Here is a 22,404-nt window from a genome sequence, read left to right on the forward strand (position 1 = left end):
GTGTTGATGCTGGCAACGTCTACGCTTCTCAACGAGACAGACCTGTCTGTTCCGTCAGAACGTTTATATAGGTAGACAGACCTGTCTGTCCAGAGTGCTACCATGGACGGCATGAACGGTCGAGACAACGGCCGGGCCCCGGAGGCCGCGGCACGCAAACCTGCCCGCGAGCGGATCCTAGAGACCGCCTACGAGCTATTCGCCAAACGTGGCATCAGGGACGTGGGGATCGACGAGATCATCGCCAGGTCGGGAGTCGCCAAGGCGACGTTCTACCGGCACTTCCCCTCGAAGGAAGCCCTCGTGCTGGCCTACATGGACCGCTGGTACCAGGTGCGCCACGACGCCATCGAGGAAGCCATCGCCCACGCACACAACCCGGACGACGCCCTCCTGGCGGCCTTCAACGTGCTCGACGACTGGTTCAGCCGCGGCGCGGCCGAGGTCAACACGTTCCTGCACGTCATGATCGAGTTCGGGGCCGAGCACCCCTTGGGCCAGGCGGCCATGGCCCATCTCGCCGCGATCCGCGAGCGCCTCGCCGCCCTGGCCGACGCGGCGGGGCTCGACGACCCAGACGGCTTCGCCTGGTCCTTCCACATCCTCACCAAGGGTGCCATGGTCGCCTCCATCGAGGGGGACCAGCGCGCCGCCCTCCGCGCCCGCAACCTGGCGCGCGTGCTCATCGACCTCCACAGGCCGGACCGGCGCCCCGCCGCCCGAGCCGTAGTGAAGACGACGGGGCACGCCTCCGAGCAGAACAAGGCCGGCGGCAGGGAAAGGTCCGGCGGCAGGGAGCCCGCGTCCGTGCGGGAGCGTGGGGACTCCGCCTCGGTGCGCAGACTCGACGACGCGCGCCGCTGAGCTACTCGCCTGCCGCGAGTCGCTTCTACGCCTGCCGCGAGTCTGGGGGAACCGGCCCGCCGGGAGGGAACGGCTCCCCGGGGGCTGGGCGCCCCGGAGACGGCAGGCCGGGCTCCGGTGCCCCGTCCGGGTCGAAAGGCGGGAACGTGTCCGGCCCGGGATCCGGCGGGATGCTCGGCCCCGGCGGAACGCCCGGCTCCTGCGGGCGGTGCGGCGGCGCCGGCTCGGGCGGCACCGTCTCGAGCGCCGGGGCGCAGGAGGAGAGCGCAGAGCTGTCCGCGACCGAGCTGACCTCGACCGCGCAGACGGTGGAATCGATGGTTGCCTCGATGGTCTTCATCCCCACCTCCTTCCCCCTGCGGGCGCCCTTACACAGTCCGGGCCGGGCCGACTCGTCCCTCGGCCGATGTTTGACCCCGGGGCCCGGGGGGAAACGGGAGGGCATGCGGCGCGGGGAGCACTCCCCGCAGCCCGCGGCAAGAACCGGAGGGAGGGGGCACTCCAGCCCCTTCTCGCATCCCAGAAGGAGGAAGCCATGGGTATCGGAGACAAGTTCGAGAACAAGGCCGAAGAGCTCAAGGGCAAGGCCAAGGAAGGCGCCGGCGAGGCCACGGACAACCCGGACCTCCAGGCCGAGGGCAAGGGCGACCAGGCGAAGGCCGGCGTCAAGCAGGCCGGCGAGCACATCAAGGACGCCGCCAAGGACATCACCGGCCACTGAGGCCGCCCCGAACGGTTCACCTCGCGGACCCGTCCGACGTGATCGGTCCGGAATACATCGAGTCCCCCTCAGAAGGAGCTAATCCATGGGCATCATCGCGTTCCTCATCCTCGGCCTGATCGCCGGGGCGATCGCGAAGGCCATCCTCCCCGGCCGTCAGGGCGGGGGCATCCTCATCACCATGCTGTTGGGAGCGGTGGGTGCCCTCCTCGGAGGCTGGATTGGAAGTGCGATCTTCGGCGTCGGGCTCGCGAACTTCTGGAGCCTGCAGACGTGGATCGTTGCGATCATTGGCTCGCTGATCGTCCTCGGCATCTACGGCGCAATCACGCGCCGACGGGCCTGAGGTCCAGTAGCCGACCCTCGACGGCGGCGGCTCGCCCACCCGGGCGGGCCGCCGCCGTCGTGCGTCCGGCCCCCGCAAGGCAATACATAGCAACATCGGGTGCATATTGGACAACTTCCGGGCTAGGATGTGGGCGTGACGCCCCAAGAGACTGAGCTGACCGCAGAGACCCAGACCGCCCTCGAGCGTGCCGACGCCGCCCACCGCCACGAGGCACTCTTCTCCGAGCGCGCCCACAACATCAGGCAGTCGGCGGTCCGGGACGTGTTCGACATCTCGATCCGCCCGGGCCTCGTCTCCCTGGCGGGCGGCTCCCCGAGCCTGACCCGCCTCCCGCTCGGCCTCGTCGCAGAGACCGCACAGCGGGTCATCATGGACCACGGGATGGAGGCGCTGCACTACGGCGGCGGCAAGGGCACCCTCGCGCTGCGCGAGCTGATCTGCGAGATCATGGCCGAGGAGGGCATCCTGGGCGCCTCACCCGAGGACGTTGTGGTGACCACCGGCTCGCAGTCGGCCCAGGACATCGCGGCCAAGGTCTTCTGCAACCCGGGCGACGTGGTGCTCGCCGAGGACCCGACGTACGTGGGCGCGCTGAACACCTTCGAGGCGTACCAGGTCCGGGTCGAGCCGGTCGGGATGGACGAGGACGGGCTCGTGCCCGAGCTCCTCGAGGCGCGCATCGCCGAGCTCGAGGCCGCCGGCAAGACCATCAAGCTCCTCTACACGATCCCGAGCTTCAACAACCCCTCCGGCATCACCCTGGCGGCCGAGCGGCGCCAGCAGGTCGTGGACATCTGCCGCGAGCACAACATCCTCGTGCTCGAGGACAACCCCTACGGCATGCTGCGCTTCGACGGGCGTCCGCTCACCCCGCTGCGCGCCGACAACCCGGACGACGTCATCTACTGCGGCTCGTTCTCCAAGATCTTCTCCCCCGGGGTCCGGCTCGGCTGGGCGCTCGTCCCCAAGCACCTCTACCGGCGCTTCTACCTCGCCGCCGAGGCCGTGGTGCTGTGCCCCTCCATGCTCAACCAGATGCTCGTCACCGAGTTCTTCCGCTCCTTCGACTGGCGCGCGTACCTCGCCGAGTCCCGCGCCGTCTACGCCGAGCGGTGCGCGGCCATGCTGCACGCGCTCGGGGAGCATTTCCCGGCCGAGGCGACGTGGACGACGCCGAGCGGCGGCTTCTTCGTCTGGGTCACCCTCCCCGACGGAGTCGACACCTATCCCCTGCTCCACGAGGCGATCGACGCGGGCGTCGTGTTCATCCCCGGCGCCGCGTTCACGCCGTCGGACGCGCCGAGCCCGAAGCTGCGGCTCGCGTTCTCCGGCGTGGCGCCCGAGCAGATCCGCGAGGGCGTGCGGCGCCTTGGCCCGGTGGTGCGGGCCGCCGTCGAGGCGAACGCGCGCTAGGCGCTGCCCGCCCCGACCGCCGCGGGCGAGGACTACCCGCCGATGGCCCGGAGGGCGTTCACCTGGCCCTTTCCGTAGAACGAGGTGGCCCCCGCGCCGCCCTGGCACACCTGCGGAGCGCCGCCGTCGAACGCCGGGAACGGGGCGTAGATCGACAGGTCCGCCGGGCAGGCCATCGGGTCCGCGGTGTTGGCGATCCTCGCCGCAACGGCTCCGGGGTTCGTCACGCCCGAGCTCACGATGAGCGCGGCAAGCCCGGCCACATGTGGCGAGGCCATCGAGGTCCCCTGGAGGTAGCAGTACGTCGCGCCCGAAGGGTCGACGACCGGGCGCAGGCATCCGCCCATCAGGGCCTTCGGCCACGTCGACAGCACGCGCCCGTTGGGGGCCGCGGCCGTGGGCTGCAGGATGGAGTCTCCGCCGGGGGCCGCGACGTCGACGACTCCGACGCCGTAGTTCGAGAAGAACGACTTGAGGCCGAGGTTGCCCGTGGCCGAGACCGTCACGACGCCGGGGACCTCGGCCGGCACGACAGCGCAGGCATTGGTGATGTCACGCGTCACGGGCGTGGTGTCGTCCGGGCTCGTGGCGTCCTGGGTCGGATGGGCGAGGTCGTCGGACTGGTTGTCCGCGGCCGCGACCACCGTGACTCCCTGCTGCTCGGCGTAGCGGATGGCGCGCCGCTCGGCCTCCCAGATGGCCCTCTGGCCCGGATCGTTCTTGCAGTTGAAGAGCCACGGGTCAGCGAAGTAGCTGTTGTTGGTGACCTGGATGCCGTGGTCAGCTGCCCACATGAACGCGCAGACGATCGCCTCCGGGTAGAAGAGACCCGCCGCGTTGCCGGCCTTGATGCCCGCGAGCTTCACGTTCGGGGCCATGCCCACAATGCCGATGCCGTTCTTGGCTGCCGCGAGCGTGCCGGCCGTGTGGGTCCCGTGGCCGTTGTCGTCCATCCACGCGCTCGGCGCCGTGTTCTCGACCCCGCCCACGCACGAGGCTGAGCGCGAGAAGTCGACGTTCGGCGCCAGGTCCGGGTGCGACCAGTCGAGTCCCGTGTCGATGTCGCCGACCACGACCGACGGGCTGCCGCCGTTGACCGCCCGCGCCTCGGGAGCGTGGATCTGGTCCATGTCCCATTGCAGGGCGGAGAGGCTGTCCGATCCCGGCGCAGGGACCGGAGGAGCAACGGGGGCCGCCGCATCCCCGGAGGCCTCGGCCTGGAGCGCCACGCCGAACGCCGACGTGCCGGCCGCCGCGTCGACGCTCGGGTCTGCGGCCCGGAGCCTCGCAGGGAAGTCCGACGCCGCCGAGCTCACCACCGCGACGCCGATGGCACCGTAGTCCTTGATGAGCGTGCCGCCGGCCGACGCGATCGCGCTGAGGGACCTGCCGGCGGCCTTCCCTCCGGAGGCGTAGAGCACGAGGTAGTCCTGGGCGGCCCGCGCCTGCTGGGCCGCGGGAGCCGTGGTCGCCGACTGCGCGGCCGCTGCGGCCGAGGAGGTGCCCGCGGCGAGGGCGGCGGGGGCTGCCCCCGCGACCGAGAGCCCTGCGGCGAGGCCCGCACAGGCCAGAGACCGTGCGAAGGTACGTGATCGCATCGTGTGCCTTTCGTCCCGCTGGAACGCCTGGGTGCGGGCGACGCTTCAGCCTGAACCTCCGCGACGAAGACTAGTGACGCGAGCTTCCACAAGGGAAGAGTCCGCTGCCACTAGCGCACATCATGCAGTCATGCCCTTGTCATGTCCGTTCATAGACCCACGGCAGGCTGGAGATGGTGAGCCGGTGGCGCCCGCTCCCGGCTGCCCGGGGGTCCCCGTACTGCGCGTCGCCGGCCCAGAGGACCGCCTCGATCCGCCCCTCGGCGTCCACGAGCTGGTAGCTCGCAAACCGGGCCGCCGGCCGCTGCACGCTCCCCAGGGCCTCCTCGACCGAGCCGGCGCCGGCCAGGCCGTGCAGCGTGAGCCACGTCGGCGGGAACAGCACCATCTCTCCCGCCGCGTGCCGCTCGAGGGCAACACCCGGCCGGAGCCATGCGGAGTCCACGTGCTCGTCGGCGCTCAGCAGCATCTCCCCGCCCGGGTCGCGGGCGAGGAAGAACCACGTGGTGAGCCTCTTGGGGGCGCGCGCCGGCGGCACCCAGCGGGAGAGCTCCACGAGGTGCGACTCGGCCAGGACCAGCCCGGTCTCCTCGCGGGTCTCCCGCACGGCGGCCCGGCGCACGGCGGCCGGGGCGGCCGAGGAGGGGTCGTCGTCGTGCGCGGCGGGCTCCTCGGCATCGTCCGGGTGGGAGTCCTCGGGGTCCACCCGGCCGCCGGGGAACGCCCAGGCGCCGCCGAAGGAGCCGGCCACCGGCCTCTCGAGGAGCAGGACCTCGAGCCCGGCCTCCGCATCCCGCACCACGACGACGGTGGCCGCGCGCCCCACGATCGGTGAATCCATACCGTCACTGTAGGCCTACGCTGGAAGACGTGCCCCTCACCCGCCGTGCCTTCCTCCGCGCAGCCTCCGCCGCCGCCGTGCTCGCCCCCGCCGCCCCCGCGCTGGCCGGGTGCGGGGGGACCGAGGACGTGCCGACTGTGCCGTTCGGCGCGCGGCTGCCCATCCCGCCGCTCGATCAGGGCACCGTCGAGACATCGGACGGGGGCCCTGTGCGCACGTTCCGGCTAGCGCCGCAGGCTGGCACGCACGAGTACGTCCCCGGCAAGGCCGCAGAGTCGATGGGCTACAACGGCGCCTACCTCGGCCCGACCCTGCGCGCGGCCCGCGGCGAGAAGGTCCGCATCCGCATCGAGAACCGCCTCTCGGAGGCCACGACCGTGCACTTCCACGGCATGGCGCTGCCCGCGGCAGCGGACGGCGGCCCGCACGCCATGATCGATCCGGGCGGCTCCGCGGCCCCCGAATGGACCATCGACCAGCCCGCCGCGACGCTCTGGTACCACCCCCATCCGCACGGGAGCACCGAGAAGCAGGTGGGGCTCGGGCTCGCGGGCCTGTTCCTCCTCGACGAGGCGCACGACGGCGGCCCGGCGGCCGCGCTCCCGCACCAGTACGGCGTGGACGACATCCCGCTCATCATCCAGGACCGCCGCCTCGACGGCAGCGGCAAGGTCACGTTCGACCCCTCGGGAAACTCGCTCGGCACACTCGGCAACTCGATCGCCGCGAACGGCACGCTCGGCGCCGTGCTGCCCGTGACCACCCAGCGCGTGCGGCTGCGGATCCTCAACGCGAGCGCAGGCCGGTGGTTCAGGTTCGGCTTCGCCGACCGCCGGCGCTTCCACATGGTGGCGTCCGACGGCGGGCTGCTCGCCGCGCCGCTCGAGCTCGATGCCGTGCAGCTCTCCCCCGCGGAGCGGGCCGAGATCGTGGTCGAGCTCAGGCCCGGCGAGTCCGTCATGCTGCGCTCGTTCGCCCCGGACCTGGGCCGGGTGAGCCCGCCGGACGCATTCGGCGGCGGCCGGGACTTCGATGTGGTGAGGCTCGACGCCGCGGCCAGCCTCGCGCCGTCGTCCGCCCTGCCGTCTGCGTTCGGCGCGCTGCCCGCCCCGGTCGAGGCCCGCACCGCCACCTCGCGCTCGTTCACGTTCAGCGGCCGCCAGATCAACGGCAGGACGATGGACATGGGCCGGATCGACTTCACCGCGGCGCCCGGCGCTCCCGAGGTGTGGTTCGTGGACAACGTCAACCCCTACCAGCACAACCTGCACGTCCACGGGGTCCAGTTCCGGCTCCTCGACATCAACGGCGCGCCGCCCCCGCCCGAGCGCGCAGGCTGGAAGGACACCATCCCGCTGCTGCCCAGGGAGCGGAACCGGATCGCGTTCCGCATGCCCCGGTACGCCGACGCCGAGCACCCGTACATGTACCACTGCCACCTGCTCACCCATGAGGACCAGGGCATGATGGGGCAGTTCACCGTCGGTACCTAGCGGGTGCCGCCGCCCTCCGGGGGCCGGGGTCCGTCCGGGTCCCCGGCGGCCGCGGCGTCCGCAGCCGCCGCGGTCGGCGCGTCGGCGTCGGGCGCGTCGATGGCGGCGAACTCGAACTCGTCCTCGCCGACCGCGGCGGCGATGTCCTCGGGCTTCATGGCCAGGCTCACGGCGTAGTAGAAGATCACGAGGCTGAAGCCGACGACGAAGAGGATGTCGACCCATTCGGGGAGGATGTTCAGCGACCCGGTCCCGTAGCGTCCGAGCAGGCCCAGGACGACCAGGCCGATCAGCCAGGGCCAGATCCACGAGGCGGCGCGCCAGTCGAGGTCCCGGCGGAAGCGCAGGGACTTGGACCGGTGCAGCGCGATCTCGAAGATGACGCGGCCGATCAGGATCGCCGTGAGGATCTTCCAGATTGCCTCGAACCCGGACCAGTAGATGATGAGGTTTGCCGCGACGAACCCGAACGGGGTCAGGACCTGCGGCCACGGCACCCGGTAGGGGTGCTCGCGGCCGGCGTGCTGGCGGATGAGCGCCTCGAGGGAGACCGGGGCGAAGGCGTACATGATGGCCGTGGCGTCGGTGACGAGGCCCACGAGGGACTGCCAGCTCGGGAACGGCAGGAGCGCGATGAGACCGATCACGAACGCGAGCACGATCGACCCGAACGGCACTCCGCGCTTGCTGACGGACGTGAGCCACGGCGGTAGGGCGTCGTCCTCCCCCAGCGCGTAGGAGATGCGGGCCGAGGTGCCGATGTACACGAGTCCGGTCCCGAACGGGGAGACGACCGCGTCGATCAGGAGGACGGTGGCGAGCCAGCCGGCGCCGGCGGCGAGGGCGAGGTCGTAGTACGGGCCGAAGGCGCCGGCGCCCAGCGGATTGTCCCAATTCTGGGCCACGTTGGCGGGATTGATTGCACCGATGAAGGCGACCTCGAGCAGGATGTAGACCGCCGCGCCGATGAGCATGGCGGTGATGATGGCCCGGGCGACGTCCTTCTTCGGGTTCCTCGCCTCGCCGGCCATCTGCGCTGCCTGCTCGAAGCCCTGCAGGGCGAAGACGACGCCGAGCGGGAGCGCGGCGAAGATCCCGTGGACCCCGTGGGGCGCGAAGCCGCCCGCACCCTGGCTGAAGTTCTGCGGGTGGAAGGTCAGGGCGATGATCACCACGATCGTCAGCGCGGGCACCGCGGCCTTCCAGATGACCACCGCGATGTTGCTGTCCGAGAGCCATTTGGCCCCCAGCAGGTTGACCACGGTGAACACGGCCAGGGCCAGTACCGCGATGAGGAGTCCGACGGGGGTGAGCGTCGAGTCGGCGTTGACGAGGTCGATGCCCTTGGCCCAGGGGGCGCTCTCGAGGTACGTGATGGCGCCCTCGACCTCGATCGGGGCGATCGTCACGGCCTGGAGGTAGCCGACCCAGCCCGCGGAGAACCCGGCGAGCGCCCCGAACGCGTAGAGGGGGTACCGGGCCGTCCCGCCGGCCACGGGGTAGGCGGCGCCGAGGTCCGCGTGGATCAGGGCGAGCACGATCAGCATGACCGCCGCGATGAGCCACGAGATGATCGACGCCGGCCCGGCCGACTTCGCGGCGCCGAGCGCCCCGAGCAGCCAGCCGGATCCGATGATCGAGCCTAGCGAGACGAACATGAGTCCCCAGAACCCGACGACACGCTTGAGGGGATGTCCGCCGTGCGTGGGGGTGACGACTTCCTGCGCCATGGTGGCCGCCCCTTTCCGGGTTGAAGCCTGCCGGACCCTGCGGCCCGCCCCCAATGACTCCTCGAAGATAAGCCCGCCCTGATCTGCACGGAAGGGTCTGCGCGTCAAAGGGTCTGCGCACGAAAGGGTCTGCGCACAAAAGGGTCTGCGCGCCCCGGGCCCTGCCCCACCCTGGCCGTGGGGTAGGTTCGCACCATGAGCCGCGTCGTCGTCATCGGTGCCACTGGGCACATCGGGTCCTACCTCGTGCCGCGCCTCGTGCGCGCGGGCCACGACGTCGTGGCGGTGAGCCGCGGGAACCGGGAGCCGTACGTCGACACCGCCGAGTGGGCCCTGGTGGAGCGCGTCACCGCGGACCGGGGCGCCGAGGAGGCGGCCGGCACGTTCGGCGGCCGGATCGCCGCCCTGGAACCCGACGCGGTGGTGGACCTCCTCTGCTTCACCCCCGAATCGGCGCAGCACCTCGTGGACGCCCTGCGCGCCACGCGGCCGCTCCTGCTCCACTGCGGGAGCATCTGGGTCCACGGCCGTGCGCTGCGCCTCCCCGTCACCGAGGACGAGCCGCGCACCCCGTTCGGCCCCTACGGGACGGGCAAGGCCCGGATCGAGGAGCTACTCCACCGCGAGACGCGCACCGGCGGGGTGCCCGCCGTCGTGCTGCACCCGGGCCACATCTCGGGCCCCGGCTGGCCCGTCATCACGCCCGCGGGCAATCTGGACGCCGAGGTGTGGCGGCGTCTGGCCACCGGCGAGCCGCAGGCGCTGCCGGACCGGGGCCTCGGGATCCTGCACCATGTCCATGCCGACGACGTGGCGCAGGCCTTCGAGCTCGCGCTGCACCGGCCCGCGGCGGTCGGCTCGAGCTTCCATGTGGTCTCGGCGCAGGCCATGACGCTGCACGGGCTCGCCGCCGGCGTCGCGGCCTGGTTCGGCCGCGAGCCCGTGCTCGAGTTCGTGGACGCCGCGGAGTTCGAGCACCGGTACGGGGCCGAGCATGCACGGGCCACGTACGAGCACACCGAGCGGAGCATCGCCGCGAGCATCGCCCGCGCCCGCGAGGTGCTCGGCTACTCGCCGCGCTACTCGTCGCTCGAGGCGCTCAAGGAGGCGCTGCGGTGGCTCGTGGACCACGGCCAGGTCGAGGTGGGCAGCCAGTCGTTCTGACCCGGCCCGTCGGCGGCGCCGGCCGCGTCAGCGGCCCCACTCGGTCGGCGGCCCGACCACGAGCAGCGCGGTGACGATCAGGGCCACGGCGGCCGCCATGCCGACGCCGAGCGCGACGGGGTGCGCGAGGAGCACCCGCAGGGCCCGGCTCGGGAAGGCGCGGTCGCGGGGATCGTCGGTGGGCTCCCGGCGCCAGGCCCCCTCGAGGTGGCCGCGGCGCTCGAGCCAGCGGTCGAACGGATAGGTCGCGTACGGCACCACGGCGGTAGCCACCGCGGCCGCGATACGGGCCAGGGGCCAGCGCTGGTTCACGCCCACGAGCGCGGCCGTCACGGCATAGGAGACGAACACGATGCCGTGCACCATGCCCGCCACCTGCACGGGCCAGTCGCCGAGCCTCACGGCGTACTTGAGCACCATGCCGAGGATCAGCAGGGTCCAGGTGGCCATCTCGGCGAGGGCGAGGGTCCGGTAGAGGGAGCGGGGCGTGGCGGCGCGCGGCCGGTCCAGGGTCTTCAACGTGGTCACCTGACCATCCTCGCCGAGGCGCACGACGGCGCGCGTCCACCTTTCGGTTGATCCTCGCCCCGGGCGGGGCTTCCCCGGGGAAGGGCCTCGGTCAGTAGCCGGCGGCGGCGTCGACGAGGCCCTCCAGCTGCTGGCCCGCCGAGTACCGGCGCAGGTTCTCGGCGAAGCGCTCACCGAGCAGCGGGCGGATCATCTCGATCGTGTCCGCGGCGTGCGGGGTGATGAGCGCGTGCGGCTCGTCCCAGAGCGCGTGGCCGTCGGGCAGCGGCTCGGGGTCCGTGACGTCGAGCGCCGCGCCGGCGATCGTCCCGGACCGGAGCGCCGCGACCACCGCGTCGGTGTCGACGAGGCCGCCTCGGGCGATGTTCACGAGGATCGCGGTGGGCTTCATGAGCGCCAGCTCGGGGGCGCCGATGAGCTTGGAGGTGTCCGCGGTGAGGGCCGCGGCGACCACCACGACGTCGGCCTCCGGCAGCAGCTCGGCGAGGTGGGCCGGCGTCGTCGTGCTCCTCGCCCCGGCGACGGAGGCGCGCGTGCGGCGCACCACGTCGACGTCCATGTCGAAGACCCGGAAGAGGCGCAGGATCTCCAGGCCCACTCCGCCGGCGCCGATCACGAGCGCGCGCATCCCGTGCAGGGACGTGCCGGTCGCCGGACCCCAGGAGCGGGCGCGGGCGCGCTCGGGCAGGTGGCGCAGCAGCGCGAGGGAGAGGGCGAGCGCGTGCTCCGCGACCGGCTTGGCGTAGGCCCCCTTGGCGCTGGTCCACACCTTCCCCGGGTGCGCGGCGAGCGCGTCCGCATAGGCCTCGATCCCGGCCGAGGGCAGCTGGACCCACCGGATCGAGGGAGTCGCATCGAGCACCCCGAGGAGGTCGTGCTTCGGGTTGCCGTGGTCGAGGGCCAGGACCTCCGGCTCCCCGTCGAGCCCGACCAGGGCTGCCCCTCCCGCCTCGATCGCCTCGGTCATGAACGGCAGCAGCTCGCCGTGGACGGCGACGCGGACGGGCGCGGACGGGGTCTGTGTGGTCATAGGGCCAGACTAGCGGCGCCTACGATCAATGCGTGCACCGCTTCGCGATCGTCCTGCCCCTGGCTCCCATGGCCGTCGGCGAGCGCTACGCGGTGCGGGACTGGCCCCTGCACATCACCGTGATGCCCGTGTTCACGACGTGGGCGAGCGCTGCGCAGCTCGCGGCGGACATGGGTGCGGTGGCCGCCCGGACGGCACCGATCACCGCCGTCGCCGGCCCCGGGGAGCTGTTCGGCCCGCGGCACGACACCCCGGTGGCCCTCGTGGATTCCCCCGAGGTCCGGGCCCTCCACCGCGACCTCGTCGAGGCGCTGGACATCCATGTGCCGACGTTCCGGCGCCCCGACTTCGCCGGCGACGGCTACCGCGCCCACATCACCGCGACCAGGCGCGGCGCCGCCGAGGAGGGCCGGCCGCTGCAGCTGGGCCAGCTCGCGCTCGTCGACATGGAGCCCGAGCCGGGTCAGGGGCGGCCTCTGGTGGTCGCGGTCGCCGGGCTCGCCCCGCCGGGGGGCGGCGCCTGAGCGGCACGCCGGTCTACGGTGCCGTGTGGAGGGACTCCTGGGCACGTTCGGCGGTCGAGCGGAAGACCTCGGCGGCCTGCTGCGCCGCCGGGCTCAGGCGGCGGCCCGCGAGCTGGGCCAGGAGGATCCTCCGGGTGGGCGAGTTCACGATCGGCACGGTCGCGATGTCGGGACGCAGCGCGCTGAGCGCGAGCCGAGGTGCCAGGGCGATCCCGAGGCCCGCCGCGACCATGCCCTGGGTCTCGTTGTAGTCGTTCGCCGCCAGCGCGATGCGGGGTTCGAAGCCTGCCCCGCGGCAGAGGCGGCTGAGGACATCGGCCACCGGATGCTCGTCGCGGACCACCCACTCCTGCTCCCGAAGCCGGCCCACGCGCACCGGACCGCCGCTGGCGAGGGCGTGCTCGCGGGGCACGAGGAGCACGGTCGGGTCCTCCATGAGAGGCGTGATGGCCAGCTCCTCGTCCTTGATGCGCTCCCACGGGTAGTCCCACAGGAGGGTCAGCTCGATGTCCCGGCGCTTGAGCCGCTCGATGAGCCCCGCGCGCCGGGCGCTGGCCACCGTGACGGCGACCCCGGGATGGCGCGCGCGGAAGGCGAGCACCACGTCCGGCATGAGGGAGGCGCCGACCGTGGGGAAGGTGCCCAGGCGCAGCTGCCCCCGCCGCAGGCCCGCGAACTCGCCCATCTCGGCGTGCGCCGCCTCGATCGTCCTGTCGATGTCGTCCGCGTAGCGCAGCAGCGCCGTGCCCGCCTCGGTGAGGACCACGCCTCGGGGGTGCCGCTCCACGAGCGCCACGCCCATCTCGCGCTCGAGCTTGGAGATCTGCTGGGAGACCGCGGACGTCGTGAAGGACAGGGCCGCCGCGGCGGAGGTCAGGGAGCCCAGACGGCCCACTTCCCGCAGGAGATGGAGCCGCCGCAGATCGAGATCAGCCATGGCCCGAGTTTAGCAAGAGTAGAGGGAGGTCTACTTTTCTGCGATTGTGCTGAAGCTTCGATGGCTCGATCGTAGAAGGAGCAGGCGCTGTGAGGCGCGCCACCCAGCGTGAAGGAGAGGACCGTGCAACTCCGCGGCCATTGGTACCGAGGCGGCACGAGCAAGTGCTGGCTCTTCGACGCCCAGGACGTCGCCCGGCACGCCGGCAGCCCCGCGGAGGTGCTCCACCTGCTGGCCGACGCGTTCGGCGCGGCGGATGCCCGGCAGCTCGACGGCGTCGGCGGCGGGACGTCGACCACCTCGAAGGCCGCCGTCATCACCGCGACCCCGGAGGGCCCCTCGGACCTCGACTACCTCTTCGCGCAGGTGGGGATCGGTGACCCCACCGTCGAGCTGGGGTCCAACTGCGGCAACTGCGCCACCGCCATCGCCCTCTACGCCGTCCAGTCCGGCATCGTCGCCGCGCAGGAGGGCACCACCCGGGTCCGGATGCGCAACCTCAACACCGGGGCCGTGCTGACGGGGACCATCGCGACTCCCGGCCGCTGCGTCCCCACCTCCGGCCGGGCGACCGTGCCGGGCAGCAGCGCGCTCGGAGTCCCCGTGAGCCTGTCCTTCCACTCCCCCTGGGGCGGGACGACCGGCAGCGTGCTGCCGACCGGCGAGCCGGTCGACGCGCTGGCGGTGGGACGGGCCACGCTGAACGTGACCATGGTGGACGCCGGCGCCCCCGCAGCCCTGCTCCGGGCCGACGAGCTCGGGATCGACCTGTCCTCCATGGGCGCCGGCCTCGGGGGGCACCTCCCCCAGCTCGTCTCCGCCCGTGCCGCCGCCGGCCTGGCGATGGGCCTGAGGAAGCCGGAGGACCCGCCGCAGAACGCCATCCCGAAGGTCGGGGTGGTGGCCCCCGCGGCGGACTACACCGCAGCCGACGGCTCCCTCGTCACGGCCGGGAGCCACGACCTGCGCGTGCGCATGCTCTCGATGCTCGCGCCGCACCCCGCGATCGGCCTGACCTCGGCGGTCGCGGTCTCCCTCGCCGCCGCGGTGCCCGGATCGTTGGTGGCCGACGTGCTGCCGCAGTCCCGCACGGGCCAGCTGCTGCGCCTCGGCACCCCCGCCGGTGTCATCACCACCGAGGTGGTCACCGACGGCTCGGGAGCAGTCACCGAGGTCGCCCTCCACCGGGCGGCACGCCAGCTCGCGGTCGCCGACATCGACGTCGCACGCTCCATGGCCCAGACGGCCTGACCCCTCTCCCCCCGGCCCCGCCACCAGCTGCGGGCCCCACCCAGGAAGTTGTTCAATGAAGATCAAGTCCATCCTCGGACACCTCTATGTCCAGGTCCTCGTCGGCGTCGCGCTCGGCATCCTCGTCGGCGCCCTCTGGCCCGACCTCGGCTCCACGCTCCAGCCCCTCGGCGACGGCTTCGTCAAACTGGTGAAGTTCCTCATCGCCCCGATCGTCTTCTGCACGATCGTCAGCGGGATCACCTCGCTGACGGACACCAAGAAGGTCGGGCCGACCCTGCTGCGCTCGCTCGGGCTCTTCTACACCCTCACGGCGCTGGCCCTCGCCCTCGGCCTCGCCGCGGTCCTCCTCTTCCAGCCCGGGGCCGGGATGCACATCGATCCCGCCCACCTCAACTCGTCCGTCGCGTCGAAGTACACGAGCCAGCTGCCCAGCAGCAACCCCGCCGACTTCCTGCTGAACATCATCCCCGCCACGTTCGTGGGGGCCTTCGCCAACGGCGAGGTTCTGCCCGTGCTCCTGGTCGCCCTCCTGTGCGGCTTCGCGTTCACCAAGCTCGGTGCGCCCGGCCGGCTCGCCCTCGACGTCGTCAACAGCTTCAACAAGCTCCTGTTCGTCGTCTTCGGCTACGTCATGAAGGTCGCCCCGATCGGCGCCTTCGGTGCCATGGCCTTCACCGTCGGCAAGTACGGCGCCCACTCGATCGGCAACCTCGGGATGCTCATCGTGGCCTTCTACGCGGCCTGCATCGCCTTCGTCGTGATCGGCCTGGGCATCCTCGCCAAGGTCACCGGGTTCAGCCTCTGGCGGCTCCTGCGCTACTTCAAGGACGAGTTCCTGATCGTCCTCGCCACCTCCTCCAGCGAGCCCGTGCTGCCGCGTCTGCTCGCCAAGCTCGAGCGGATCGGCTGCGAGCGCGGCGTCGTCGGGCTCGTCGTCCCGACCGGCTACTCGTTCAACCTCACCGGGACCGCCGTCTACCTCACGCTCGCCTCGATGTTCATCGCCCAGGCCTGCGACATCCACCTCAGCTGGGGCCAGATCCTCCTCATGCTCGGCATGATGCTGCTGACCTCGAAGGGCGCAGCCGGGGTCAGCGGCAGCGGTTTCGTCGCGCTCGTCGCCACGCTCACCGTCATGCCCACGCTCCCGGTTGCGGGCGTTGCGCTGATCGTTGGGATCGACCGGTTCATGAGCGAGGCGCGTGCCCTCACGAGCACGGCCTGCAACATCGTCTCCTGCATCGCCGTCGCACGCTGGGAGAAGGCCCTGGATGCGGAGGTCCTGCAGGCCGAGCTCACCTCCGGCTTCGTCCCCACCGAGACCGAGAAGCAGGCGCTCGCCGCCGCCGTCCCCGCCCACTGACCCAGACAGGCCTCCCGGCGCCGGCTCGCGCAGCTCGCAACACGCACCCCGAGAGTCGGGGGAGCCGGCGCCGGGAACACGTATCCTAGGACAAAGGACGAAGACCATGGCACCCACAGCACTGGACACGATCGAGACCATCGCTATCGAGGACGACCCCTGCACCGGCGGCCCGCAGGCCGGCGAGTGCGTCTACTGCTCCGGCCCGGAAACCGACTGAACAGGGCCCCAATGCTAGGCGGCGGCTGGACCCGAGGCCCGTCGGTGGACCTCGTACTCCTCGAACTCGATGATGCGCCGCTCGCCCGCCGGCGATTCCGCCCAGAAGAGGCCCATGCTCGGGTGGATCTCCAGCACCCGGCCGGCAAAGTGCCACACGCCGCCCACTCTCGCCTCGATGTCCATCCCGGCGCTGAGCTCCCTGCATGCCCTGATACGTCCCGGTGCCACGCCGTGTGCCGTCGCCATCGTTGCCTCCGCTGTCATCGTGGTCTCCGCTCGTCGATGCCTCCGCGATGCTTATACCCCGCCGGCCGGCGGAATATCCGACCGGTTGCGCGGCGGGGCGGCCAGCCGGCGCCGGCCGCCCTAGGGCATGTGGCGCGGCGCGGATCTGTGGAGCAGGTTGAATCTCTCCCAACTGCGTTCCACGGCCATCAGGCTCGTTCGGGTGCGCTCGTCGTCGAGCTTGGCGAGGGCCGCCACGATCCCCTGCTGGACGGCCATGGCACCTGTGAGCGAGGGGAAGAACGAGATGCTCTCCGCCGGCGTGAGCACGACCTCGTCGGCTGACTTCTCGAGCGCCAGCGAGAGGTTGTCCGCCAGGACCACGACCTTGGCGCCATTGGCCTTCGCTTCCGTTGCCGCAGTCACAGCGACGTCGTACAGGCGCCAGTACGAGCAGACCACGAGGGTGTCCCCCGACCTCATCCGGGCCACGGCGTTGGCGAGGCCCGCCGGATTGTCCAAGAGGGACCGGGCCGGGTAGCCGGCGATCTGCATGTTGTGCACGAAGGCGTGGCCCACGGCGGCATAGCTCCCCTGCGCGGTGACGTAGATGTTCTCGGAGCGGGCCAGGAGATCGACGATCCGCCCGATGCGCTCCTCGTCCACGCCGCGCAGGAGGCTCGCCAGGGAGTCCGCGTCCTGGCGGAGCGAGGCCCGGAAGGGAGAGTCCTCCGTTCGATGGCTCTCGGAAACCTCGAGCACCGACAGGTGGGCCAGATAGCGCGCCCTCAGGTCTCGCTGCAGGTCGGGCCACCCCGCGTAGCCGAGCCGCTGGGCCATCCGCGTCACGCTCGAGACGCTCGTCTGCACCAGTTCGGCGAGTTCCGCCGCCGGGGCGAACGCGGCCTTTGCCGGCTGGCTGGCAATCAGGGCGAACACCTGATGAGCGCTTCCTCCCAACGCTTTGTCCGGCAGCAGGGAACGCAGCCAGTCCTCCACGGAGTCAGCCTCGCCGACCCTTGCCACCGTTTCGTTGCTGGCCACACAGCCCCTTCCCTTGAAAAAATCATTGCAGAAAGGCATTGTCTGCAAAAGACCTTGCGCCTACGATTTCGGATCAAGCGGATCGAACCGTCCGATCACGCTATCCCCCAAGGAGCAAGCAGTGTCCCTTTCCGCAAGGCTAGACCGGCTGCCGCTCAGCAAGCCGCACTATGCCCTCCTCCTCATCGGAGGCCTCGGGTACACCTTCGATGGCATGGACAGCGCAATCGTCGCCTTCCTCATGCCGGACGTCCGTCATGTCTTTGCCCTCTCCTCCGGGCAGCTGGGGCTCGTTGCATCGGCCGCCCCGTTCGGCTTCCTCTTCGGCGCTTTCTTCGCCGGCTACCTCGGCGACAAGCTGGGCCGGAAGAAGGTCATGATGTACTCATTGGCCCTGTATGCGGTCGCCTCGCTCGTGGCCGCGTCCGCGTGGAACTTCGAGGTCTTCCTCATCGCCCGGATCCTCGCCGGCGCGGGCGCCGGCGCCGAGAGCGCCATCATCGCCCCGTTCCTGTCCGAGTTCGTGCCCCGCCATCGGCGCGGCTGGTTCATCGGCGCCCTGTCCGGGTTCTTCTCCTTCGGCTTCGTCGCGGCAGCGCTCATCGGCCGCTTCATCGTCCCGGAGATCCCGCAGGGCTGGCGCTGGGCCCAGGTGATCACCTTCCTGCCCATCGTGATGCTGCTCTGGTGGCGGCGCTCCCTGCCCGAGTCGCCGCGCTACCTGCAGAACCTCGGCAAGGCGGGCGAGGCCGAGCACGTGGTGGCACGCTTCGAGCAGCGGGTCCTCGACGCCACCGGCTCCGCGCTCCCCACGCCGGATCCGCACCATGCCGAGGAACCGGCTCCGGTGAAATTCTCCTTGGGCAAGGCCATCGCATTCCTCTGGGGACCGAGGATGTGGCGGATCACGGCTGTCACCTGGCTGATCTGGTTCGTCATCACCTTCTCCTACTACGGCTTCTTCTCGTGGATCCCCACGCTGCTCATCAGCAAGGGCCTCACGGTCACCAGCAGCTTCACGTTCTCCCTGTACATCTACCTGGCCCAGATCCCCGGGTACTTCAGCGCGGCATGGCTGAATGAGAAGCTCGACCGCAAGTTCACCATCGCCATCTACCTCGTCGGCTCCGCAGTCAGCGCCTTCTGGCTCAGCGCGATGACGGACACGCTGTGGATCACCGTTGCCGGCATCGCGCTCTCGTTCTTCCTCAATGGCACCTACGCCGGCGTGTACGCGTACACCCCCGAGGTCTACCCGACGTGGCTGCGCGCCACGGGAGTCGGCCTGAGCTCTTCGTTCGGACGCGTCGGCTCCATCACCGCTCCCCTGATCATCGGAGTCTTCGCGACCCAGTGGGGCTTCGCCGGAGTCTTCGGCATGACCACGGCGGTCCTCGCGGCCGGCGTCATCTGCACCCTGCTCTTCGCCGTCCGCACCGCCGGACGCTCACTCGAAGACATCACCGCCCAGGAAATCATCGGCAAGGAGAAGCCCGCTGAATACCCAGCAGCCCACTGACATCCCCACCGTCGAAGACGCCATCGCCCGCACTGTCGGCTTCAGGCTCTTCACCGTCCTGGCCTTCCGCAACGACGGCCGGGAGATGGAGCGGATCCACTCCTCCCGTCCTGTCGAATACCCGGTGGGAGGGCGCAAAGAGGTCAGCAAGGACGTGGCCGCCGACTGGCTCCGAGCCAGCCTGGTGGAGCAGGTCCCCTTCTTCGGCAGGAGCAAGGCCGACGTCGACCGCATCTTCAAGGACGCCGAGCTGATCGCCAGCCTCGGGTGCGGCTCGATCATCAATGTCCCCGTCATCGCTGACGGGAAGACCGTCGCGGTCCTGAACGTCCTCGATGCCGAGGGCGCCTACACCGACGACGACGTCGACACCGTACAGAACATCGCCAGCGACGGCGCAGACGCGATCATCGCCGCCGCGAAGGAGTAAGAGATGCCCAACGACCTGCTCATCACCAATGCGCGCTACCTCGATGCTGCCGCCGGCGAGTACCGGAAGGGGGCCATCAAGGTCGTCAACGGCACCATCGCCGAGATCGGCACGGATCTGGCTGCCGTTGGCCAGGACACCCTCGATGCCAGCGGCAAGTTCGTCCTGCCCGGCCTGATCGACTGCCACGTCCACGTCACGGCCGCCACCGCGGACCTCACGCAGCTCGGCGAGTGGTCCCCGAACTACGCGGCCCTGAACACCGCGAAGCTCATGGGCGACATGCTGGACCGGGGCTTCACCACCGTGCGCGACGTCGCCGGTGCGGACTTCGGGCTCCATGACGCACAGGCCGAAGGGCTCCTGCGGGGACCGCGCCTGTTCTTCGGAGGCAAGGCGCTGTCCCAGACCGGAGGCCATGCCGACCCCAGGCCTCGGGGCCGGGCAGCCCACGACGGCGGCTACTGCTGCCCCCACATCGGGCGCCTGGCGGACGGCGTCGACCAGGTACGCCATGCGGCCCGAGACGAACTGCGCAAGGGCGCGCACCACATCAAGATCATGGCCGGCGGCGGTGTCGCCTCGCCAACGGACCGCATCGACTCCACCCAGTACTCGATCTCAGAGATCGAGGCCGCAGTCGAGGAGGCCGCCGCCGCCAACCGCTATGTCACGGCGCACGCCTACACGGGCCGGGCGATCAACAGGGCCCTCCGCGCGGGGGTGCGGGGCATCGAACACGGCAACCTGCTCGACGACGAGTCCTTGGAGCTGTTCAAGGAGCACAACGCGTTCTTGACCATGAACCTCGTGACCTACTGGGCGCTGGAGCGGGAGGGGCGCAACTTCGGGCTCTCCCAGGAGAACTGGGAGAAGGTGGCCGAAGTACTCGACGGCGGGTACGAGGCGCTCGGCAGGGCCCACGAGGCAGGCGTCAACCTCGCCTACGGGTCCGACCTCCTCGGCGGCATGCAGGCGCACCAGGCCAAGGAGTTCTCCATCAGGGGAAAGATCCAGCCGGCCATCGACGTCATCCGCAGCGCCACCACGACCGCAGCGGCCCTCCTGCAGCGCGAAGGCCAGCTGGGAGTCATCGCCCCGGGCGCCCACGGCGATTTCGTGATCAGCAGCGAAGACCCCCTCGCTGACCTCTCGGTCCTCGCCGACACGCGCCTGGACTACGTGATCCAGGACGGTTCCATCGTCAGGGGCGGGAGCGCCTCCTGACGAGAGTCAGCGCTCCTCGGCCCGGGGAGCCTCATCGCCTGCGGCCTTCGGCCCGCGCCGCCCTGGCCGGCTCGTAGCCAGGGCTCGGGCGATCCTCGGCTCCAGCCAGAAGACGAGCAGCCCGACCGGGACCCACGCCCAGCTGCCCCACTCCGTGACCGCGTCCGCGGCCTCGTGACGGCCGTTGGGCATCCCCGCGCCCTCGGCCACGAGCTGGAGCGGGGCCCCGGCCGCGATGCAGAGCGAGAGGGCCACGGTCCCGGCGAACGCAGCCCTGACGAAGACCGCCTGCAGCGTCGGGGCCCCCTCCCGGGGACGGTGGTACGCCAGGAGGACCAGCAGGAAGGCGATCCCCAGGACCACCGAGAGGAAGGTCCAGTCTCCGGGCTGGGCGAAGAACGCGGCACCTGCCGCCACGATGGCCGTGGTCAGGGCGCCCGTGTCCACCGTTCCCGGCTCCGAGGCTGAACGGGGCCCATCGGCCGCCCCTGGCATCGTCATCCTGCCATTGTGGGCGGGCACACGGGCTGCGGTGAAGACGACGCCGGCCCAGCCCCATGGAGGCGGCTCCTAGCGAGGAGGACGCCCTACGCGGCGGCGGCCTCGGCGGCCGACGCCGCGTGGCGCCCGAGCGCCTCGGCCAGCCCCGCGGCGTCGTGCGCCCCGGCGAAGGCCTCGGTGCCCGGCTCGAGGGCGCGCCCGGCGGCGAGCGGGCCGGCGTCGACCGCGTCATAGCCGAGCGCGTCGACGAAGGTGAGCGCCCGTTCGCGGGCGGCGGCGTCGTCCCCGGCGACCGCGAGGGCACGGCGGCCGGGCGTGCCGGCGGGACGGCCGTCGGCCTCGAGCTCGTGGTAGCCGATGTGGTTGAGCGTCTTGACCACCCGCGAGGCAGCGAGGAAGTCCTGCACCACCTCGGAGGAGCCGCGGCCGGCCAGCTCGGGCATGGCGCCGTCCGTGGGCTCCCAGTAGTTCATGGCGTCGATGACCACCCTGCCGGCGAGCGCAGCCGGGTCGAGCGTGCGGTACTTGTGCAGCGGCAGGGCGAGAACCACGAGGTCGGCCTGGGCCGCCTCGGCCGCGGTCACCGCGAGGGCGCCGGGGGTGATGATCTCCACGATGAGCGCGATGTCCTCGACCGGCTTCGCGGTGGCGATCCGCACCTCGTACCCGGCCTTGAGGGCTTCGCGCGCCACGGCGGTCCCGACGCGGCCCGCCCCGAGGACGCCGATGCTCCTGATGCCCTGCTCCATGCTGCCGCACTCCCGTCGATGTCGTGGACACGTCAACTACCTAGGACTTTCAACGCCCTGGCCGTCCCAGGCATTCCGGCGCGGTTTGCGGCCGCCCGGGCGGGTAGTGGTTACGGATACGGGGGACGCAGAGCCGAAGGAAGGGCAGGACAGTGAAGCGGCGAGCGACCGTCCATGAACACCGGCAGGAATGGATCCGCAGGCAGAGGAACGAAAGGGTTCCCGCGCAGGGCAGGCAGCCCTCGCAGGGCGAACCGTCCCGCCAGGACCGCGAGGACACGGACTCCGGGCGGGACAGACGGGCGGCCTAGGGCCTTACCGGCTTAGGATCCGGGCATGGAATTCGTAGTGCTCTACACGCTGCGCGACGGCGCCGACCGCGCGCGGGTCCTCGAGGTCTACCCGCGGCACAAGGCCTACTACGAGGCCTTCAGGGCCGACGGCGGCGGCCTCCTCGCGCTCGGCCCGTTCCAGACGCCGGACCCCGCGGCCAGTTCCATGGGGCTCTTCAGCTCGCGCGAGGACGCCGAGCGGTTCGTCGCCGGCGACCCGTTCGTGCTCGAGGGCCTGGCCGAGCCGCGCGTCCTCGAGTGGAACGCCGTGCGGTTCACCTAGGCCCGCTCGCGACTGAGCCCGCCCACACACGCAGGGGCGCGCCGCACCTCCCAAGGTGCGGCG

24 protein-coding genes are annotated in these 22,404 nt (G+C 71.2%); 13 read left to right on the forward strand and 11 right to left on the reverse strand.

The window, feature by feature from the left end:
- Positions 1-111: 111 nt before the first annotated feature.
- Positions 112-864 carry a TetR/AcrR family transcriptional regulator gene (locus J2W21_RS18480; protein WP_307115982.1) on the forward strand — a complete coding sequence of 251 codons (753 nt, stop codon included), beginning with the start codon at positions 112-114 and terminating at the stop codon, positions 862-864.
- A 25-nt stretch (positions 865-889) separates the two neighbouring features.
- Here J2W21_RS18480 and J2W21_RS18485 read toward each other — a convergent pair whose 3' ends face one another.
- The gene (locus J2W21_RS18485) at positions 890-1,204 is read right to left on the reverse strand and encodes a hypothetical protein (protein ID WP_307115983.1); all 315 of its coding nucleotides are present in this window, start codon (positions 1,202-1,204) and stop codon (positions 890-892) included.
- Positions 1,205-1,399: 195 nt separating this feature from the next.
- Here J2W21_RS18485 and J2W21_RS18490 point away from each other — a divergent pair, with 195 nt between their 5' ends.
- The 3 genes from J2W21_RS18490 (at position 1,400) to J2W21_RS18500 (ending at position 3,347) form a co-directional block, all read left to right on the forward strand.
- Complete coding sequence (locus J2W21_RS18490; protein ID WP_307006508.1) at positions 1,400-1,585, forward strand: CsbD family protein; 186 nt, start codon at positions 1,400-1,402, stop codon at positions 1,583-1,585.
- Between the two features lie 85 nt (positions 1,586-1,670).
- A complete protein-coding gene (locus tag J2W21_RS18495) occupies positions 1,671-1,931 on the forward strand; it encodes a GlsB/YeaQ/YmgE family stress response membrane protein (protein ID WP_307115984.1) in 261 nt (86 codons plus the stop codon).
- Positions 1,932-2,066: 135 nt separating this feature from the next.
- The gene (locus tag J2W21_RS18500; RefSeq protein ID WP_307115985.1) at positions 2,067-3,347 is read left to right on the forward strand and encodes an aminotransferase-like domain-containing protein; all 1,281 of its coding nucleotides are present in this window, start codon (positions 2,067-2,069) and stop codon (positions 3,345-3,347) included.
- Between the two features lie 32 nt (positions 3,348-3,379).
- Here J2W21_RS18500 and J2W21_RS18505 read toward each other — a convergent pair whose 3' ends face one another.
- Positions 3,380-4,945 carry a S8 family serine peptidase gene (locus tag J2W21_RS18505; RefSeq protein WP_307115986.1) on the reverse strand — a complete coding sequence of 522 codons (1,566 nt, stop codon included), beginning with the start codon at positions 4,943-4,945 and terminating at the stop codon, positions 3,380-3,382.
- A gap of 139 nt (positions 4,946-5,084) precedes the next feature.
- The gene (locus tag J2W21_RS18510; RefSeq protein WP_307115987.1) at positions 5,085-5,786 is read right to left on the reverse strand and encodes an NUDIX hydrolase; all 702 of its coding nucleotides are present in this window, start codon (positions 5,784-5,786) and stop codon (positions 5,085-5,087) included.
- A gap of 29 nt (positions 5,787-5,815) precedes the next feature.
- On the opposite strand from J2W21_RS18510, the gene J2W21_RS18515 reads away from it, so the two are divergent.
- Positions 5,816-7,279 (forward strand): multicopper oxidase family protein, encoded by a 1,464-nt coding sequence (locus J2W21_RS18515; protein WP_307115988.1) that lies wholly within the window; start codon positions 5,816-5,818, stop codon positions 7,277-7,279.
- Here J2W21_RS18515 and J2W21_RS18520 read toward each other — a convergent pair.
- Positions 7,276-9,009 (reverse strand): APC family permease, encoded by a 1,734-nt coding sequence (locus J2W21_RS18520; protein ID WP_307115989.1) that lies wholly within the window; start codon positions 9,007-9,009, stop codon positions 7,276-7,278. The genes J2W21_RS18515 and J2W21_RS18520 overlap by 4 nt on opposite strands.
- Before the next feature lie 195 nt (positions 9,010-9,204).
- Here J2W21_RS18520 and J2W21_RS18525 point away from each other — a divergent pair, with 195 nt between their 5' ends.
- On the forward strand, positions 9,205-10,173 hold the full coding sequence (locus J2W21_RS18525) for an NAD-dependent epimerase/dehydratase family protein (protein WP_307115990.1): 969 nt from the start codon (positions 9,205-9,207) through the stop codon (positions 10,171-10,173).
- 27 nt (positions 10,174-10,200) lie between these two features.
- Here the strand turns inward: J2W21_RS18525 and J2W21_RS18530 are convergent, their stop codons facing one another.
- Together J2W21_RS18530 and J2W21_RS18535 are read right to left on the reverse strand one after the other, a co-directional pair.
- Entirely contained in the window at positions 10,201-10,701 is a 501-nt protein-coding gene (locus tag J2W21_RS18530; RefSeq protein WP_307115991.1) for a DUF3817 domain-containing protein, read from the reverse strand.
- A 91-nt stretch (positions 10,702-10,792) separates the two neighbouring features.
- A complete protein-coding gene (locus J2W21_RS18535; protein ID WP_307115992.1) occupies positions 10,793-11,731 on the reverse strand; it encodes an NAD(P)-dependent oxidoreductase in 939 nt (312 codons plus the stop codon).
- A 32-nt stretch (positions 11,732-11,763) separates the two neighbouring features.
- Here J2W21_RS18535 and J2W21_RS18540 point away from each other — a divergent pair, with 32 nt between their 5' ends.
- Positions 11,764-12,255, forward strand: coding sequence for a 2'-5' RNA ligase family protein (locus J2W21_RS18540; RefSeq protein ID WP_307115993.1), 492 nt, complete (start codon positions 11,764-11,766; stop codon positions 12,253-12,255).
- A 13-nt stretch (positions 12,256-12,268) separates the two neighbouring features.
- Here the strand turns inward: J2W21_RS18540 and J2W21_RS18545 are convergent, their stop codons facing one another.
- Complete coding sequence (locus J2W21_RS18545; protein WP_307115994.1) at positions 12,269-13,192, reverse strand: LysR family transcriptional regulator; 924 nt, start codon at positions 13,190-13,192, stop codon at positions 12,269-12,271.
- A 123-nt stretch (positions 13,193-13,315) separates the two neighbouring features.
- Here J2W21_RS18545 and J2W21_RS18550 point away from each other — a divergent pair, with 123 nt between their 5' ends.
- Both J2W21_RS18550 and dctA read left to right on the forward strand, forming a co-directional pair.
- Positions 13,316-14,443, forward strand: coding sequence for a PrpF domain-containing protein (locus tag J2W21_RS18550; RefSeq protein WP_307115995.1), 1,128 nt, complete (start codon positions 13,316-13,318; stop codon positions 14,441-14,443).
- Positions 14,444-14,498: 55 nt separating this feature from the next.
- Positions 14,499-15,809: a C4-dicarboxylate transporter DctA gene (gene dctA / locus J2W21_RS18555; RefSeq protein ID WP_307115996.1), complete on the forward strand. Its 1,311-nt coding sequence runs from the start codon at positions 14,499-14,501 to the stop codon at positions 15,807-15,809.
- Between the two features lie 234 nt (positions 15,810-16,043).
- On the opposite strand, the gene J2W21_RS18560 is transcribed toward dctA, so the two are convergent.
- On the reverse strand, positions 16,044-16,295 hold the full coding sequence (locus J2W21_RS18560) for a hypothetical protein (protein WP_307115997.1): 252 nt from the start codon (positions 16,293-16,295) through the stop codon (positions 16,044-16,046).
- A 102-nt stretch (positions 16,296-16,397) separates the two neighbouring features.
- A complete protein-coding gene (locus J2W21_RS18565; RefSeq protein WP_307115998.1) occupies positions 16,398-17,195 on the reverse strand; it encodes a MurR/RpiR family transcriptional regulator in 798 nt (265 codons plus the stop codon).
- Between the two features lie 226 nt (positions 17,196-17,421).
- Between J2W21_RS18565 and J2W21_RS18570 the strand changes: the two genes are divergently transcribed.
- Genes J2W21_RS18570 through J2W21_RS18580 form a run of 3 tightly spaced genes read left to right on the forward strand, consistent with a single transcriptional unit; the run spans position 17,422 to position 20,476 of the window.
- Positions 17,422-18,819, forward strand: a complete 1,398-nt coding sequence (locus tag J2W21_RS18570) for an MFS transporter (RefSeq protein WP_307115999.1) — start codon at positions 17,422-17,424, stop codon at positions 18,817-18,819.
- Positions 18,820-18,841: 22 nt separating this feature from the next.
- The gene (locus J2W21_RS18575; RefSeq protein WP_307116060.1) at positions 18,842-19,249 is read left to right on the forward strand and encodes a GAF domain-containing protein; all 408 of its coding nucleotides are present in this window, start codon (positions 18,842-18,844) and stop codon (positions 19,247-19,249) included.
- A gap of 3 nt (positions 19,250-19,252) precedes the next feature.
- Positions 19,253-20,476 carry a metal-dependent hydrolase family protein gene (locus tag J2W21_RS18580; protein ID WP_307116000.1) on the forward strand — a complete coding sequence of 408 codons (1,224 nt, stop codon included), beginning with the start codon at positions 19,253-19,255 and terminating at the stop codon, positions 20,474-20,476.
- A 6-nt stretch (positions 20,477-20,482) separates the two neighbouring features.
- Here J2W21_RS18580 and J2W21_RS18585 read toward each other — a convergent pair whose 3' ends face one another.
- Positions 20,483-20,977, reverse strand: a complete 495-nt coding sequence (locus J2W21_RS18585; protein ID WP_307116001.1) for a hypothetical protein — start codon at positions 20,975-20,977, stop codon at positions 20,483-20,485.
- An 86-nt stretch (positions 20,978-21,063) separates the two neighbouring features.
- A complete protein-coding gene (locus J2W21_RS18590) occupies positions 21,064-21,726 on the reverse strand; it encodes an NADPH-dependent F420 reductase (RefSeq protein ID WP_307116002.1) in 663 nt (220 codons plus the stop codon).
- 336 nt (positions 21,727-22,062) lie between these two features.
- Between J2W21_RS18590 and J2W21_RS18595 the strand changes: the two genes are divergently transcribed.
- Positions 22,063-22,341 (forward strand): YciI family protein, encoded by a 279-nt coding sequence (locus tag J2W21_RS18595; RefSeq protein WP_307116003.1) that lies wholly within the window; start codon positions 22,063-22,065, stop codon positions 22,339-22,341.
- The last annotated feature ends 63 nt before the right edge of the window (positions 22,342-22,404 follow it).

Source organism: Sinomonas atrocyanea (genome assembly GCF_030811715.1).
Classification (GTDB): Bacteria; Actinomycetota; Actinomycetes; order Actinomycetales; family Micrococcaceae; genus Sinomonas; species Sinomonas atrocyanea_A.

What these genes read in the sequence shown, in the direction of transcription:
- J2W21_RS18585 (WP_307116001.1), bottom strand. Translation starts at nt 20,977, where the DNA reads ATGACGATGCCAGGGGCGGCCGATGGGCCCCGTTCAGCCTCGGAGCCG.
- J2W21_RS18535 (WP_307115992.1), bottom strand. Translation starts at nt 11,731, where the DNA reads ATGACCACACAGACCCCGTCCGCGCCCGTCCGCGTCGCCGTCCACGGC.
- J2W21_RS18580 (WP_307116000.1), top strand. Translation starts at nt 19,253, where the DNA reads ATGCCCAACGACCTGCTCATCACCAATGCGCGCTACCTCGATGCTGCC.
- J2W21_RS18590 (WP_307116002.1), bottom strand. Translation starts at nt 21,726, where the DNA reads ATGGAGCAGGGCATCAGGAGCATCGGCGTCCTCGGGGCGGGCCGCGTC.
- J2W21_RS18520 (WP_307115989.1), bottom strand. Translation starts at nt 9,009, where the DNA reads ATGGCGCAGGAAGTCGTCACCCCCACGCACGGCGGACATCCCCTCAAG.
- J2W21_RS18490 (WP_307006508.1), top strand. Translation starts at nt 1,400, where the DNA reads ATGGGTATCGGAGACAAGTTCGAGAACAAGGCCGAAGAGCTCAAGGGC.
- J2W21_RS18595 (WP_307116003.1), top strand. Translation starts at nt 22,063, where the DNA reads ATGGAATTCGTAGTGCTCTACACGCTGCGCGACGGCGCCGACCGCGCG.
- J2W21_RS18560 (WP_307115997.1), bottom strand. Translation starts at nt 16,295, where the DNA reads ATGACAGCGGAGGCAACGATGGCGACGGCACACGGCGTGGCACCGGGA.
- J2W21_RS18480 (WP_307115982.1), top strand. Translation starts at nt 112, where the DNA reads ATGAACGGTCGAGACAACGGCCGGGCCCCGGAGGCCGCGGCACGCAAA.
- J2W21_RS18525 (WP_307115990.1), top strand. Translation starts at nt 9,205, where the DNA reads ATGAGCCGCGTCGTCGTCATCGGTGCCACTGGGCACATCGGGTCCTAC.
- J2W21_RS18505 (WP_307115986.1), bottom strand. Translation starts at nt 4,945, where the DNA reads ATGCGATCACGTACCTTCGCACGGTCTCTGGCCTGTGCGGGCCTCGCC.
- J2W21_RS18545 (WP_307115994.1), bottom strand. Translation starts at nt 13,192, where the DNA reads ATGGCTGATCTCGATCTGCGGCGGCTCCATCTCCTGCGGGAAGTGGGC.
- J2W21_RS18510 (WP_307115987.1), bottom strand. Translation starts at nt 5,786, where the DNA reads ATGGATTCACCGATCGTGGGGCGCGCGGCCACCGTCGTCGTGGTGCGG.
- J2W21_RS18485 (WP_307115983.1), bottom strand. Translation starts at nt 1,204, where the DNA reads ATGAAGACCATCGAGGCAACCATCGATTCCACCGTCTGCGCGGTCGAG.
- J2W21_RS18495 (WP_307115984.1), top strand. Translation starts at nt 1,671, where the DNA reads ATGGGCATCATCGCGTTCCTCATCCTCGGCCTGATCGCCGGGGCGATC.
- dctA (WP_307115996.1), top strand. Translation starts at nt 14,499, where the DNA reads ATGAAGATCAAGTCCATCCTCGGACACCTCTATGTCCAGGTCCTCGTC.